Annotated in this window: 17 protein-coding genes; 4 read left to right on the top strand and 13 right to left on the bottom strand. The window is 42.3% G+C overall.

What is annotated here, in order from left to right:
• Positions 1–5: 5 nt before the first annotated feature.
• On the bottom strand, positions 6–362 hold the full coding sequence (locus tag CRO17_RS07570; RefSeq protein ID WP_097040907.1) for an RNA polymerase sigma factor: 357 nt from the start codon (positions 360–362) through the stop codon (positions 6–8).
• A gap of 391 nt (positions 363–753) precedes the next feature.
• Entirely contained in the window at positions 754–2,385 is a 1,632-nt protein-coding gene (locus tag CRO17_RS07565) for a catalase (RefSeq protein ID WP_097040905.1), read from the bottom strand.
• A 363-nt stretch (positions 2,386–2,748) separates the two neighbouring features.
• Here CRO17_RS07565 and CRO17_RS07560 point away from each other — a divergent pair, with 363 nt between their 5' ends.
• Positions 2,749–3,048, top strand: coding sequence for a hypothetical protein (locus CRO17_RS07560; RefSeq protein ID WP_097040903.1), 300 nt, complete (start codon positions 2,749–2,751; stop codon positions 3,046–3,048).
• 110 nt (positions 3,049–3,158) lie between these two features.
• Here CRO17_RS07560 and CRO17_RS07555 read toward each other — a convergent pair whose 3' ends face one another.
• The 9 genes from CRO17_RS07555 to CRO17_RS07515 all read right to left on the bottom strand — a co-directional run bounded on the left by CRO17_RS07555 (position 3,159) and on the right by CRO17_RS07515 (position 9,622).
• The gene (locus CRO17_RS07555) at positions 3,159–3,497 is read right to left on the bottom strand and encodes a DUF1048 domain-containing protein (protein ID WP_097040901.1); all 339 of its coding nucleotides are present in this window, start codon (positions 3,495–3,497) and stop codon (positions 3,159–3,161) included.
• A gap of 14 nt (positions 3,498–3,511) precedes the next feature.
• Entirely contained in the window at positions 3,512–3,838 is a 327-nt protein-coding gene (locus CRO17_RS07550; protein ID WP_097040899.1) for a PadR family transcriptional regulator, read from the bottom strand.
• Positions 3,839–3,994: 156 nt separating this feature from the next.
• The gene (hisIE, locus tag CRO17_RS07545) at positions 3,995–4,645 is read right to left on the bottom strand and encodes a bifunctional phosphoribosyl-AMP cyclohydrolase/phosphoribosyl-ATP diphosphatase HisIE (RefSeq protein WP_097040897.1); all 651 of its coding nucleotides are present in this window, start codon (positions 4,643–4,645) and stop codon (positions 3,995–3,997) included.
• Entirely contained in the window at positions 4,635–5,393 is a 759-nt protein-coding gene (gene hisF, locus CRO17_RS07540; RefSeq protein ID WP_097040895.1) for an imidazole glycerol phosphate synthase subunit HisF, read from the bottom strand. The genes hisIE and hisF overlap by 11 nt, the downstream gene beginning before the upstream one ends.
• Positions 5,390–6,013: an imidazole glycerol phosphate synthase subunit HisH gene (gene hisH / locus CRO17_RS07535; protein ID WP_097040893.1), complete on the bottom strand. Its 624-nt coding sequence runs from the start codon at positions 6,011–6,013 to the stop codon at positions 5,390–5,392. The genes hisF and hisH overlap by 4 nt, the downstream gene beginning before the upstream one ends.
• Positions 6,010–6,597 (bottom strand): imidazoleglycerol-phosphate dehydratase HisB, encoded by a 588-nt coding sequence (gene hisB, locus CRO17_RS07530; RefSeq protein ID WP_097040891.1) that lies wholly within the window; start codon positions 6,595–6,597, stop codon positions 6,010–6,012. Before hisB ends, hisH begins: the two co-directional genes overlap by 4 nt.
• Before the next feature lie 15 nt (positions 6,598–6,612).
• Complete coding sequence (gene hisD / locus CRO17_RS07525) at positions 6,613–7,893, bottom strand: histidinol dehydrogenase (protein ID WP_425444428.1); 1,281 nt, start codon at positions 7,891–7,893, stop codon at positions 6,613–6,615.
• Entirely contained in the window at positions 7,887–8,507 is a 621-nt protein-coding gene (gene hisG / locus CRO17_RS07520) for an ATP phosphoribosyltransferase (RefSeq protein ID WP_097040887.1), read from the bottom strand. Before hisG ends, hisD begins: the two co-directional genes overlap by 7 nt.
• Positions 8,504–9,622 (bottom strand): ATP phosphoribosyltransferase regulatory subunit, encoded by a 1,119-nt coding sequence (locus tag CRO17_RS07515; RefSeq protein WP_097040884.1) that lies wholly within the window; start codon positions 9,620–9,622, stop codon positions 8,504–8,506. The genes hisG and CRO17_RS07515 overlap by 4 nt, the downstream gene beginning before the upstream one ends.
• A 120-nt stretch (positions 9,623–9,742) precedes the next feature.
• Between CRO17_RS07515 and hisJ the strand changes: the two genes are divergently transcribed.
• Positions 9,743–10,573 (top strand): histidinol-phosphatase HisJ, encoded by an 831-nt coding sequence (gene hisJ, locus CRO17_RS07510; RefSeq protein ID WP_097040882.1) that lies wholly within the window; start codon positions 9,743–9,745, stop codon positions 10,571–10,573.
• A 66-nt stretch (positions 10,574–10,639) separates the two neighbouring features.
• Here the strand turns inward: hisJ and CRO17_RS18025 are convergent, their stop codons facing one another.
• Positions 10,640–11,158, bottom strand: a complete 519-nt coding sequence (locus tag CRO17_RS18025) for a pentapeptide repeat-containing protein (protein WP_425444408.1) — start codon at positions 11,156–11,158, stop codon at positions 10,640–10,642.
• Positions 11,159–12,583: 1,425 nt separating this feature from the next.
• Between CRO17_RS18025 and CRO17_RS07495 the strand changes: the two genes are divergently transcribed.
• On the top strand, positions 12,584–13,300 hold the full coding sequence (locus tag CRO17_RS07495) for a hypothetical protein (protein ID WP_097041944.1): 717 nt from the start codon (positions 12,584–12,586) through the stop codon (positions 13,298–13,300).
• A gap of 106 nt (positions 13,301–13,406) precedes the next feature.
• On the opposite strand, the gene CRO17_RS07490 is transcribed toward CRO17_RS07495, so the two are convergent.
• Entirely contained in the window at positions 13,407–13,691 is a 285-nt protein-coding gene (locus CRO17_RS07490) for a hypothetical protein (protein WP_097040876.1), read from the bottom strand.
• Positions 13,692–13,809: 118 nt separating this feature from the next.
• On the opposite strand from CRO17_RS07490, the gene CRO17_RS07485 reads away from it, so the two are divergent.
• Complete coding sequence (locus CRO17_RS07485; protein WP_097040874.1) at positions 13,810–14,319, top strand: DUF6141 family protein; 510 nt, start codon at positions 13,810–13,812, stop codon at positions 14,317–14,319.
• Positions 14,320–14,357: the final 38 nt, after the last annotated feature.

Below are 14,357 nucleotides of genomic sequence, written 5' to 3'. Positions count from 1 at the left end.
TACAATCACCTCTTTATAATTGCCTTCGTTAATTGCTGCGACTTTTCTTTTATGTATATCTGATCATCTGGCCCAAGCCCGGTATCCTTATATCCAGCAAAGAAATTCATCTCCTGAATTGTTGGCTTTTTCTTTCTGAAATAGTCTACAGTCAAATTACGAGCAATACGGAATAGCCATGTTTTAGGACTTGCTTCCTTTCGATAAGTAGCAATTGTTCGATAGGCTCTTATAAAAGTCTCTTGCATGATGTCTTCCGCCAGCTGATAATCCTTCGTCATTAGCACAATATATTTAATGATCGGTTCACTAAACTGGTCGTACCATTCCTCGATTAAGTCTTTGTTATCTCTATCTATCAATCTGTTTCACCCCTGTTCATACAATAGACGAATTACAAAGCTGTTGGTTGTAAAAAAAGAAAAAACTGTCGATAATTTTATCGACAGCCTCTGAAGGTAAACAATAATATAGGCGACTGCACCTTGGCGTCCCATCTATAGTGCTTTATTAAAAGACACGATTACCGTAAACTCTTCTTTCCGAAAAACCTTATACAATAGCGATGATAACAAGCCTCCCATCAGAACAAATTGCATTCGCTGGCATTTAAATTTACACTTTTCTCGGTTCCTGAAGAACTGAAAATGGGAATTAGGAATAGTGGATTAAACAAAATAAGAAAGACAATAAACCGGGACCATTATACACAAAAAAGCCGCCAAGATTGGCGGCTTTATCTGAATGATCTAATTAATAAGGATCTGATTTTTTACTTTCTTCCACTGCACCTTCTGTTGCTTGGTTTGCGGATAAGGAACCTTGGCCGAATTTTGTTTTTCCTGATTCTCGTCCCGGTAGTTGGTCTTCCTGATTATTTTCCTTGATTTCTTTCATTTTTGTTTCTATGCCTTCCTTCACACGACGGCCGTATTCTTCATCTGCTTGCGTGAAGTGTTCGACCATGGCATCTTGAATAGATTTATCGCATACTGCTAATGCGTCAGAAAGATTATTAATCAATTCGTCCCGCTCCCAATCCTCGAAACTGCGGTACGTTTCGCCAGCTTGACCGTAATTGTTAGGACGATCGATTGGCGCGGTCATCGCTGCTGCATTGTATGTTGGGCGGTGTTGTACACGTTCTTCTTTATTCGCTTCCTGATAACCGCCAAGCATGGATGGTTCATGATTGATATGTGGATTATCGCCGGATTCTTGCGGATCACGGGTATCCATTCCGCCACGATGCTGATTGGTGCGTACAGGTACTTTCGGTGCATTAACAGGCAGCTTCAAATAGTTTGCTCCTATTCGATAGCGTTGTGTATCGGAATAGGAGAACGTACGGCCTTGTAACATTTTATCGTCCGAGAAGTCCATTCCGTCAACTAGTACGCCTGTACCGAAGGCAGCTTGCTCAATTTCTGCGTGATAATCTACTGGATTGCGGTCTAGAACCATACGCCCGACTGGCAGCCATGGGAATTTATCTTCCGGCCATAGTTTTGTATCATCCAAAGGATCAAAGTCAAGTTCTTCATGGTAGCCATCTTCCATGATTTGTACAAAAAGCTCCCATTCCGGGTATTCGCCACGCTCGATTGACTCGTATAAATCCTGTGTCGCATGACTCGTGTTTTTCCCTTGAATATAAGTTGCTTCTTCTTGGGTCAGATTTCGGATGCCTTGCTTCGGTTCCCAGTGGTACTTGACTAGCACGGCCTCTCCTTTCTCATTTACCCATTTATACGTATTGACACCGGAACCTTGCATATGGCGGTAAGTTGCAGGTATGCCATACGGGGAAAACAAAAATGTAATCATATGTGTGGCTTCTGGCGTACGTGAAACAAAGTCGAACATACGCTGCGGGTTTGGCACGTTTGATGCTGGGTCAGCTTTGAATGCATGAATCATATCAGGAAACTTCATCGCATCACGAATAAAGAAGATTTTAAGGTTGTTACCTACCAAGTCCCAGTTTCCATCTTCGGTATACATCTTCACCGCAAATCCACGCGGATCTCGATCTGTTTCCGGGGAATCCTTTGAGCCAGCTACTGTTGAAAAACGGACCATTAAAGGTGTCTTCTTACCAGCACCTGAAAATACTTTAGCCCGTGTATACTTTTCCACAGGTTCGTCTCCTACTTTTCCGTACGTTTCAAAATAGCCAAAGGCACCCGCTCCTCTGGCATGCACAACCCGTTCAGGTACCTCTTCACGATCAAAATGGGAGATCTTTTCAATAAAATGATAGTTTTCAAGTGTTGCCGGTCCGCGGTCACCAATTGTACGGATATTCTGATTATCCGTAACAGGATGCCCTTGTCTAGTAGTTAACGTTTTTCTCTCCACATTCTTATCTTTCTTCTCAGCCAATTCGGTGTACCTCCTTAGTTAATTCAAAAAAATTCTGATTATAAATTAGAAAAATATTTATAGTTACAAATTATTTCCCGAACTGCCTAAGATGTAAACTCTAATTCTGCTTTCTTTTTTATCTCTTCCATTTCAATGCTATATCTTTCAATTTTACTGAAACCTAACACCTACCGACAGGTCCATCCACATTTAAAAGGTTGCTATGCGGCTTATCCATTTGCTAAATTAAAGTAGGTAGCATAATTTGTAAACATGCTAAAGATGCTATTGTTATACAATAATAAGTACTTTGTTCTCCTAACAAACATACAGCTGTTCGCTTCACTACTTGTTTAATCTCATTTAGAAGGGTGATTAGGTATGAAGTATGTAGCTCTAACTGGAGGTATTCTCGGATTTCTTATTTCGCTGGCAGCCCAATTATTTGCTGTGATTGATGATTCCTACACGTTTGGAAATATAGGATTCTTAGGTATGTTAAGCGGAATTATCGCAGTAGTTTGCTCCTTTTTCTTAAATAAAGAGCCATTATGGAGCGGTTGGTTACTGATCCTTACTTCTGTATCAGGTGTTTATGCGCTTTCTGGTCTTTATTTAATCCCAGGAACTATGGCACTGTTAGCTGGTCTTCACACGTTAGGAAGAAGAAATCAACCTTGAAAAGCTTAGTTATATACATTGTAGCCGCTCCGTTAACTAAGCAATGATAAAAGTTGAATAATGAAAAGTAAGAAGAAAACGCAAATCATCTATGCACATTGGTGGATATGTTAGTTACCATTAATCGTGTTATTTAGCTTTGTACGATACTTGTCTTTCCAAGTTTCCGCCCCCTTCATTAGTTCGTCGCAGAACTCGGCGACATCTTCACCAGTAAGATCAGTTACTTTCTTGCCTTTCGCTGCACCTTCCTCGAACAAATCAAGAATGACATGAAAGATTCGGCTGGATTCCTTCCAGTCGGTGGCACCTCCAGCGGTCCATATATATTTTTTAATGGCGTTATATGCGTTGTGATACTCCGTTGGAAGTGCATTCGCACGTGCCTCCATCGCCTTCCATTCTCGCTTGTCATCTAGATTTCCGATAATCTTTTCGAATATATTCATTTTATTTCTCCTTCTTATCTTCTTTTATTTTTGAGTTCGTTAACTTTGCTTGATACAAATGCCCACTTCCCCCAAAAGTTTTCAAGATGCGCTTTACCTGCTGTGTTGAGTGTGTAAAACTTTCTCGGCGGCCCTATAGTGGATGGCTTTTTCTCAATGTCCACCAAATTATTTTTCTCCAGACGCATCGTAATCGTATAAACCGTGCCTTCAACCACATCAGTAAATCCAAGCTGTCGCAGCTGTTGTGTTATCTCATAGCCATACGTTTCGCCTCGGCTGATGATCTCAAGCACACACCCCTCCAGCAATCCTTTTAGCATTTCTGTTATATTGTCCAAGTGTTATCCCCCATTAGTAATTAGCAATGTTCAGTACTTAGTATATGGTATTATGTAATACTAAGTACCGGTATATAGTATTGCATAATAGCATCACTTGTCAACAGTTCGCTGCCTGTCAGTGAAGAATGAGAAACCTGAACATAAAAAAGAGCGTCACCACTCTTCTATCGGCGGACGCTCTCCTTTATTATTTCCCTTCTTTTGAAAACGACGAACTAGCTCTTCTTCGACTTCCTGCAGGCTTACGCCTTGATTGGCAAGCAGCACGAAGCTGTGATACAGCAAGTCGCTTACCTCATTAACCAATTCCTCTGCATCATCATTTTTTGCTGCGATAACCACTTCCCCAGCTTCTTCAATTACTTTTTTACCGATTTTGTCGACGCCTTTTTGATACAGATAGTTGGTATACGAATTTTCAACAGGATGTTTTTTTCGATTTTCTGCTTCTTCCATGACAGTGTGGAATATATTCTTTTCTTCAGATGTTTCTCCAGTAATTGGCGTCTCGTTATAGAAACAGCTCACTTCTCCTGTGTGGCAGGCTGGTCCTTGCGGAAGGACGCTAATCAGGATGGTGTCCTGATCACAGTCGAGTTTCATGTCGACGACTTGCTGCGCGTTACCGGACGTTGCTCCCTTGTTCCAGAGCGCTTCTCTTGAGCGGGAATAGAACCATGTTTGTTTTGTTTCGACTGTTTTTTCGTATGCTTCTTCATTCATGTAAGCAAGCATCAGCACTTGCTTCGTCTGGCTGTCCTGCACAATGGCTGGGATAAGTCCTTTTGTAAAATCAGGCTTCACGGATGCGCACTCCTTCCTGTTGGCAGTTTTGTTTTACTTCTTCGATGCTGAATGTTTTATCATGAAAAATAGACGCAGCGAGTGCTGCTGATACATCTGTTTGTTGGAATACTTCGGTTATATGATCAGGACTGCCGCAGCCTCCGGAAGCGATAACGGGAATACGGACATTTTCCACGATTGCTTTTGTAAGCGGCAAGTCATAACCGGTTTTCACACCATCTGCATCCATGCTGGTCAGCAGAATCTCTCCTGCACCTCTTGCTTCTGCTTCCTTCGCCCATTCGATTGCATCAATACCAGTATCTTTGCGTCCGCCGTGGGTGACAACGTGCCAGCCGTCGTCAAAACGCTTTGCATCAATAGCAACCACGATACATTGGGAACCAAACGTCTCTGCACCTTGGGTGATCAACGCTGGATTGGCGACTGCAGCTGAATTAACCGCTACTTTATCAGCTCCAGCTTGCAGCATTGTCTTCATATCTTCAAGCTTACGAACGCCGCCTCCAACTGTGAATGGCACAAACACATGCAGTGCGGTCTGACGCACAATATCCATCATGGTTGCTCGTCCCTCATGCGTTGCGGAAATGTCGAGAAAGACAATCTCGTCGGCTCCGCTTTTTGAATAAGCTGCTGCCATTGCCACTGGGTCTCCTAATTCACGCAGCGAAACGAAATTTGTTCCTTTAACGACTGTCCCTTCTTTTACATCCAAGCATGGAATAATACGTTTGGCGATCATTTGCTTTCCTCCTTACGCACAGACTGCTGGCTGCTTTCAAACACACTTTGCAGCAATAGCTGTCCCACTTTCTCGCTTTTCTCTGGGTGGAATTGAATACCGCAAATCGTACCTTTTTGCACAATTGCTGGGATTTGGGTGCCGTATTCTGTACTGGCGACAATGTACGCTGCTGGTGTATAAGCTTGATAGCTGTGCACGAAGTAAACATGCTCCCCTTGATGATTGGAGTATTCCGGGAAATTATCACTCACTTCTAATGCGTTCCAGCCGATGTGAGGAAGCAAATGCTCTGTTTCAATCCTGGCAACTGTTCCTGGCAGGAGACCGAGTCCCTCGGTTTCTCCATGCTCCAAGCCTTTTTCAAATAGCAGCTGCATGCCGACACAAATGCCGATAAACGGTTTGCGAGATGCTAAATCGAGGAGCAAATCACGAAGATTGCGTCGCTCGATTTCTTCCATTGCGGCACGATACGATCCAACTCCAGGCAGAATAATATGTGTTGCTTGTTCAAATTCTTCTTTCTTATCCGTCAGAATCGTTTCATATCCTAGCTGCTTACAAGCATTGGCCACACTTGCCACATTGCCAACACCATAGTCGACGATAGCAATCATTCGATCAGCCCTTTCGTACTGTTGACACCTTTAATAGCAGGGTTTACTTGAATAGCAGTCGCTAGTGACTGGCCAAGCGCTTTGAACAAGGATTCCGCTTTGTGATGTGTATTGGAACCATAGTGCACTTTAGCATGAAGTGTCACACCAGCATGAACAGAAAAGGCTTGGAAAAATTCCCGCACAAGCTCGGTATCAAAGTTTCCGAGTTTTGGGTTTTCAAACAATGCATCGAAAACTAAGAAAGGCCGGCCGCTAATATCCAGCGCGACAAATCCTAATGTCTCGTCCATCGGTACAAAAGCATGCCCGTATCGGTTTATACCTTCTTTGCTGCCAAGTGCTTCTTTTATCAGCTGTCCGAGTACAATGCCGGTGTCTTCCACTGTATGGTGACTGTCGATATGCAAATCACCCTCTGCTTCCACGACTAAGCCGATTCTAGCATGACTTGCGAACAGCGTAAGCATATGATCGAAGAAACCGACTCCTGTACTGATGGATATATTGCTGTTATCATCTAAATTCACTTGGATATTGATCGTAGTTTCAAACGTTTTGCGTGCTTTTTCGGCTTTGCGCATCGTGCTTCCCCCTGTCTATTCCTTGAACCGGATGTTGATCGATTCCCCGTGCCCTGCCAGCTGCTCCTCTTCTGTTAACTGGTCAATACTTTCCTGGCCTTGTTTTAGTGCTTGTTTATCGTAATATGTGTACGTCGTTTTTTTGATAAAGTCATCCACGCTGAGACCGGAAGAGAATCTAGCTGTGCCGTTTGTCGGCAGTACGTGGTTCGTGCCGCCGTAATAGTCGCCTAATGCTGTCGGCGCATAAGAACCTAAGAAAACGGAGCCGGCATGTTTAATTTTGCCTAGCTGCGCTTGTGGATTGCATGTTTGTACTTCCAAATGTTCTGGAGCAAAGCTATTGGATAACGCAAAACTTTCATCCAGCGAACTGGTCAGGACAATCGCGCTGTTCCCGTTCAATGCTGCTTGAGCGATAGCTTTGCGCGGCAGCTTCTCAAGTTGACTTTCCAGCTCACGTTCCACTGCTTCGATAAGCTCCTCGCTGTTTGTCAAAAGCACAACCCTGGCATTTTCATCGTGTTCAGCTTGTGCTAACAAATCTGCCGCAACAAATGCAGGATCAGCTGTTTCATCCGCAATAATGGCTACTTCAGATGGTCCAGCAATCATATCGATTCCCACCTGCCCAAACACTAGCATTTTAGCTGCAGCCACATAAGCATTACCAGGTCCGACAATCTTATCTACTGGCACAATCGTTTCAGTGCCATAAGCTAAAGCGCCGATTGCTTGAGCACCGCCAATTTTATAAATCTTATCTACGCCAGCAATTTCTGCTGCAGCAACTAGTACCGGCGCAATAGCTTCGTTGTTTTTTCCGGGTGTCACCATAATAATTTCCTGAACGCCTGCCAGACGTGCTGGTATAGCATTCATTAAAATCGTGGATGGATATACTGCTTTGCCTCCAGGTACATAAATACCTATGCGCTCCATCGGCAGTACGAGCTGTCCCAGCTGTTTGCCAGTTTCTGCAGTCATGATACGAGAAGGAGTCACTTGTTTCTCGTGGAACGCTCGGATATTAGCAGCTGCTTTTTGTAAAGCCGCCAGTGTTGCTGGGGAAACTTTTGCCTTGGCTTCCCGTATTTCTGCAGCTGATACATGCAGCTGATTCACTGTTGTACCGTCAAATTTTGCCGTGTACTTTTGAACGGCTTCATCTCTATTCAGACGAACATCCTGCAAAATGGCTGAAACTGTCTGCAGCACTTCAGCATTAAAACCGCTGTCTGAATTGCGGGTGCAAAACTGTTCCGCAAATTGCGCGCTAGTCAGTCTCTTCATGATGTACTCACTTCTTCCTGCAGAAGCGTTATATAAGGCTGCAATATATCACGTTTCATTTTCAAGGAAGAACGATTAGCAATAACTCTGGCAGTGAAGTGTTGAATATCCTCAATAACTTCTAACCCATTTTCTTTCAACGTAGTACCAGTTTCCACGATATCGACAATCGCATCCGCCAACCCGAGCAGCGGAGCCAATTCCACGGATCCTTCCAGTTTAATAATATCGACTGATTCACCTTTATCTAAGTAAAATTGCTTAGTTATATTTGTGTATTTGCTGGCAATTCTTTTCTTCCGGTCAGGCCAAACCTTCTCTTTTTCAGCAGCAACTGCCATCTTACAAGCGCCGAACGGAAGCGGGAAAAGATTGAACACATCTGGCTGAAACTCCGCAATGATATCTTCGCCAACTACACCAAGATCGGCAATGCCATGCTCCACGTATGTGGTCACATCAACGCCTTTTGCGAAGAAATAGATAGCTTGATCTGTCTCCACACTCAATTTGCGCCCTTTTTCCACGAGCGGTGTACTGTCAATTGCACGCTCCTCCAAATAAGCAAGGAATTGTTTCTCAACCCGGCCTTTCGTTAACGCAATAACTGGTTTCATTTCGCCTTCACCTCATATTCTTCGCCGTTTCGAACTAGCTGAAAGACTTGATCATACGTTTCTGCGGTTTCATCGGTTCTGACGTCGATGACAGCATGCGGGAACTTATCACGCAGTTTTTCCGCAGCAATTAAACCTTTTGCATCTGTAAGGATGCAAACTCGTTCTTGCTTAGCTGCCGCTGGTAGTGCTGCTGCGAGTACATCCATATCAAATGCTAATCCGACAGCGCTCATGCTGCCGCCAAATTGTTCATACAGCTCATCATACCTGCCTCCAGAGAAGCATTCTGCTCCGTTAGCAGCCAGAAAGCCGCGGAACATGGCGCCATTATAATAAGGAAGCTGTTTTACACGACCAAGATCAACAATAACGTCCTGCCCAAGCTCTTCTAACGAAACTGCCAGCTGCTGCAATTCTTGAATGACAGCAAGCAGTTTCGGATTCTCTGCCCATTCCTGCTCGTATTTAGCTAATACAGCTGTCCCGCCGAAAGCATCGGCCAGATCAGCAACCGCTGCTGCTGTTTGCTCGCTTCCCGTTTCGCTAATCAGCCGATACACTTCATCTTTTCGTTTGTCATGCATAGCCTGCCTTACTTGAGATGCTTTTTCTTCATTCAATTCTAAAGTAGAGATAAACGTTTCAAAGATTTCGGTATGGCCTAGTTCGATGCTGTAACTCTCCACGCCAAGCTCTCGTAAGAAACGAACTGCAGTGAACAGGCTTTCATATTCCCCGTAAAGTCCTGGTGTCCGAATAATCTCAATTCCTGCTTGGTGACTTTCGACGCCATTGTGGTCTTTTCGAAACACGGAACCAGCGTACGCCCATTTCTGCCGCTTTGACTGCTGATTGGATAAAGCTCTTGCTACAGCAATCGTCCAATCTGGCCGCAGTACTTCAATCTCTCCTTCTTCATCAAACCATTTGAGCATCTTTTTCAGCGTCATGCCAGCGTATGAATTGGTAAAAGTATTGCCATATTCAATGACAGGCGTTTCAATCGCTTGATAATTCCGTAAATTCACAACAGACTGGAACGTTTCGTATATAGCAACGCGATTGGTAAGCTGTTTGCCTGTCAAATCACGGCTTCCTGCAGGTAAGAACATTTCAAACCCTCCGATTCTATCTTTATCATTCTACCACTTTACCGAAGTAAAGGATTTCTGTTGATTTGAATGTAACATAATGAGATACTAGCGTCAATACATAACAAAAGGAGCATTCATATGATTGGAGATTTTCATGTACATACACATTATTGTCAGCACGGATCTGCTGATAACATGGAAGCTTATGTCCTGCAGGCACTGGCAAAAGGACTGACTCACCTTTCTTTCACCGAGCACGCTCCGCTTCCGGAAAGCTTTTCGGACCCTGCTCCCCAGAAAGACAGCACCATGGATCGAGATAAGGTGGAAGCTTATTTGAAAGAAGGACAAGCGCTGCAGAAGCAATATGCGCAAGATCTGCAGATCAACATCGGATTTGAAGTTGATTATATCCAAGGTTATGAGCACGCTACAAAGCAGTTTCTTGATATGTATGGAGCCGAAACAGATGACAGTATTCTCTCTGTTCACATGCTGCAAGCGCCAGATAAGTCTTTTTTCTGCATTGACTTTAGTGAAGAAGAGTTTGGTCGTGCGGCAAAAGCTTTTGGCGGACTAACGTTACTCTATAAAGCTTATTATGACAGTTTACAAGCATCTGTTGAAGCAGAACTTGGCAGATTTAAGCCAAAACGCATTGGCCATATCACGTTGATTCAGAAATTCCAACTCGCTTTCCCTCAGCCTGCCGATTTTTGGCCAGAGCAACGGCAGCTGTTAGCGTTAATGAAGAAGAATGGTTATGAACTGGACGTTAATACAGCCGGGCTGTACAAGCCCTTGTGTAAAGAAATTTATCCGTCAGCTCAACTTATCCAACACGCCGTAGCGCTTGGCATCCCGCTTGTTCCAGGGTCTGATAGTCATGCGGCTGCAGGAATTGGGAAAGGTTTTGAAAAACTGCAGGCGTTTCCGTTGCGAGTTCCGCAAACACAGATTAGTAAATGATAAAACAATAGCTGCGCTAGATTATGTTTAGCGCAGCTAGCTCTCCTAACAAGCAAGAACATGCTTTTACCAATGAGATGGCCTCTCTAAATAAAAAGGCAGCTTTGTCTTATTATTTCCTTTTGCAGCGTTTATTTGCATTTGGGTCAAAAACATACTAGCAGAGAGATCTGCCCCGCTAAAATCAGCGTCTCGTAAGTCAGCACCAATAAAATTAACTGCTCTTAAATCCGTATCTTTCAGATCCGCAGCAATCAAATAAGCACCCCTAAAATTTGTTGCCCGCAAATCCTGCCCCGCTACTTTTCTCCCCATCCAATCGGCTCTGGTTTGATTTAGTTCTCTGCCCCTGATACGTACATTTTTCATGTTTTTCTCTCTTATAATATCACTTGCAGAAATAAGCAGCTCATTTAATGAAAAACGGTACATGACCAAATCAAGAGCTGCTAATTCATCAGCATTTAGCTCTGTTAAGGCTTCTAATTCTTTTAACTGTCTGCTCAATTCTTTAGCTAAAGTTTGCGGTAATTCATACGAGAGAGCTTCCGCAGTGTACGCAATCATTTCGTGAATTTGCTCCATAATGGGAAACACCTGGTACATTTTCTCGCCAATATTCCGATTCTCCCGCCAGCTTTTGCCTCTAAAAGTTTTCTGTGAAACAGCTTGTCCAGCACCTAAACAGTCAAATACTGTACAGCCTTTAAACCCTTTTCCTCTTAATTCGCTATGTATCCTGCAGCCATAATCAGCCTGCAAATTGTCGCACGGTACACCTGCCGGCTTGTTAATCGGGAAATCATTTGATGCAATAATATGAAGCGCCGTACAACATAAACCGAAACACTTCGAGCAATCTGCTTTCAAACTCGCTCTAATCCGGCGAGCCGTTTTTCTAGTCGTTAGTACTTCATTCATTATCCTTTTCCCTTCATTTTTAGGTCACTAGATGCCATTCACATCATGAAGAAGACATAAGTATCACAAAATATAAAGCTGTTATAGCGCTCACTTTAACTAAGTCTTATTAGTTTTTTTGCTCTTCCTCTATAATAGAAACCCGCAATTAAAGAAATAAAAAATAAAGGCAAGGAAGTAAATATACCCTTATCAAATCCTCCCTCCATAAAGAAAACGAAAATATAACCTACAAAAAGGAATCCTGTAATGATAAAGCACATGAGCGAACTGTCTTTACATTCTTCTGGCGTCCTCTTTTTCAAGCCCTTTGTCACCTCCTAAAACATGTAATAATAGCAGTCTATCACCTGTAAATATTACTATAAATTAAATAAGCCGGAAAGGAAATCCTTTCCGGCTTAACTTTATCTTATCTCTTCTTTAGCAAGTACAAAGCAATTTTTTAATCCAAGACAAAAGCAGCTATAAATGTTGCAACCGCAATAATTAACAGTAGAGGTATAAATAATACACCATTCCCAAACATACTAATCCGATTATGTTTAGTGAAAAAAAGTCGGATGCATCTTTATATTCACTGCAGAAGAATTATCAACCGTAAGAGAATTACTTCCAGAAACAAGACCCCACTGCTTTACCTGCAGGTCAACAGCACCCTCCGCTTCGATTATTTTGAACGCGGTTTTGCTTGCATCTCCGTTTCCTTACATGGATATGTAAATAGCCAATAACTCTATCATAACTATTCTAAAGGATTATCATTAGAAAATCCGCAAGACTCCTTCTTTATTTTTCCAAAAAACTGTTTTTTTACTAGTAAAATGGTTGCGTTTCCTTATTTAACCATTATTTAACACCCACTCTTTTCTGATTACTTATATATTACTAGAATGTACAAGATTATAGATAACGACAGCAATTTAGTACGTGCAATACACAATTATTGTGCTGGAACGGTTCTTCAATCAAGATATTGCATAAAAAATGGTTTTCTAGAGCGAGAACTTCATTTAACTCCATTCCACTTCCTTTATATGGTACTATCATGTAAAGTGTAAGTGGTAACAAATGAAAGGGAAGATTCACATGAATTGGAAAACAACACTATTACTCTGTCATGCTATAGTCGTGCTGTTGTTGATATTGACTGGATGTGCGGATGGTGACAAAGAATTAAAAAAAGCTTCGGGTGATGGCGATTCTACAGCAGAGGAACAAGCACGTGACCGTAGCACGAAGATAGACGATACAGAAAAACCAGAAGCTGATTCTAGTTCACCCAGCACAAATGATTCGGGAGAAATTTCAGTCGCTTCAGATGAAAACGACTCTAATGAAGCTATTACAAATCCTCAATCAGATACTCATTCAAATAATACATATGAAAACAACAATCTGTTGGCGGAGTATTCCGATGAAGAAATCGAATATGCCCGCATCTGGCTGCAGCTTGGACCGAATCAGCAAATCGACGAGTTGAATGTAACGCATATCCCAGCAGGCACTCCGCTGGAACCTGAGTATTTTCCGGTTGCGGACTATCCAGAAGATGTAACCCAGCTGAGCGGTTCCCGCATAGCAGATGGGTCTGTCACGTATAGTAGCAATGGAGATGGTACAATTAATGTTTATAATGTACCTCTGCTTGGAAGATGGTATGGAGGCACTCCACCTGGTGAAAATCTGGGTGAAGCTGCAATGCGAGAAACATTTGAAGAGATTATTTCTAATACGGAAGAAGTATACGTTGATCCTGGAGACGTTGAAGCAGTCAAAAGGCTTATTGAATTAATTAATCAATAAAAGTTCTATCATAATGCTATAAGAGTAATTGTAAGAAGGAATGATCTATTTTATTTCTTCTTACAGAGCTTTATAGTTAATTGAAAGTTAACGTAACGGTGCTTTATTATACGAAGGATGTGAGGACATTTAAAAAATATACCTTTCCCTTTCTTGTCTCTATTCTATCCCCACTTCTGACACTGGTAGCAGTAGCTTTATTGGATATATATATCAATGTAGTACCCCCAAGTGCAGACCATGCAAGAGAAGCCATGAACTTTCTAATCGTCTTTCTTTTAATTAATCCTCTAATCGGGCTTGTGTGTTCTTTCTTTATAAAAAAGAAAAAGTTTAAAATTCTTCTAGTAATTATTAATTTGATTTTCTCAATTCTCTTTGTCATTCCCATGATACTTTTATCTGCCTTCTTATTTGGAGATGCTTCATTTGCTCCCTAAAGATACGATAGCGGATTAAGATTTAATAGAAGTAATACATCCGATGTTCCAACCGAAGGAGTGTAAGATATAAAAACGAGAAACGTACTATACAAGGAAGTGCAAAGACCGCAGCCTATAATTTGGATACTCTTCTTGTCCTTCGCCGCACTTATGTGGTATAGCTTTATTCACCAAGTTTTGCTTGGTGAACCGCTCGGAAACAGACCCGTATCAAATGCTACTGTGATTATATTTTGGCTTATAGTTGGGGTCGCTTTCCCTTTGATTCTGTTAAAATGGACGAAACTGATTGTGGAAGTTCGAGAAGATGGTTTATACATTCGCTTTATGCCGTTTCATTTTCAATATAAGAAGTTTAAGTTCAAAGACATAAAACACTGCAAGCCTATCAAATTCAGCCCGCTCACTCGGTTTGGCGGCTGGGGATTTCGAGTAAATTTCAAAGGCGAAACTGGATATATTTCAAGCGGCAAGCATGGCATCGAACTCACATTGAAATATCAGACTGTCGTGATAAGCGCAATCAATCCGGATGAGCTAGTAAAATCTATAGACGCATCCCAAAATAGTCTTTGATTACATGCAATACCTGACCGTTTCACCGAATTTTAAAA

The organism is Terribacillus aidingensis (assembly GCF_900215625.1).
Lineage (GTDB): Bacteria > Bacillota > Bacilli > Bacillales > Amphibacillaceae > Terribacillus > Terribacillus aidingensis.
This window is presented reverse-complemented; position numbering and strand designations above follow the sequence as displayed.